Origin of the sequence: Lysinibacillus sp. GbtcB16 (assembly GCF_019091145.1) — a bacterium.
Taxonomy (GTDB): Bacteria; Bacillota; Bacilli; order Bacillales_A; family Planococcaceae; genus Lysinibacillus; species Lysinibacillus fusiformis.
In genome coordinates this window covers 1-242 of sequence record NZ_JAGXJV010000782.1, presented here as the reverse complement: position 1 = coordinate 242, position 242 = coordinate 1, and the positions used below count along the sequence as shown (strand labels likewise).

The 242-nt window shown below is 41.3% G+C and carries 1 pseudogene; it reads left to right on the top strand.

Going from position 1 to position 242, the window contains the following annotated elements:
• Positions 1 to 17: 17 nt before the first annotated feature.
• Positions 18 to 242: pseudogene (locus tag KVT27_RS25885) on the top strand (haloacid dehalogenase); the annotation flags it as partial.

Here is a 242-nt window from a genome sequence, read left to right as displayed (position 1 = left end):
CCGTAGATGCAAAAAAAGTGCGCGAGTCTATTAAAAGGGACCTTAACTATTTACCGGCATTCGACCGCCTTGCCTATTGGAGTCAAATTGCGGATATCCATATCCTCAGCAATCATCGAATCGAGTGGTTATCGGAATTATTGGAACCAATCGTTCCGTTCGTTAACAGCATTACGATTTCAAGTGAAATCGGACTCTGCAAGCCAAATCCAGATGTTTATCAAGCTGTTCAATCTAAATTA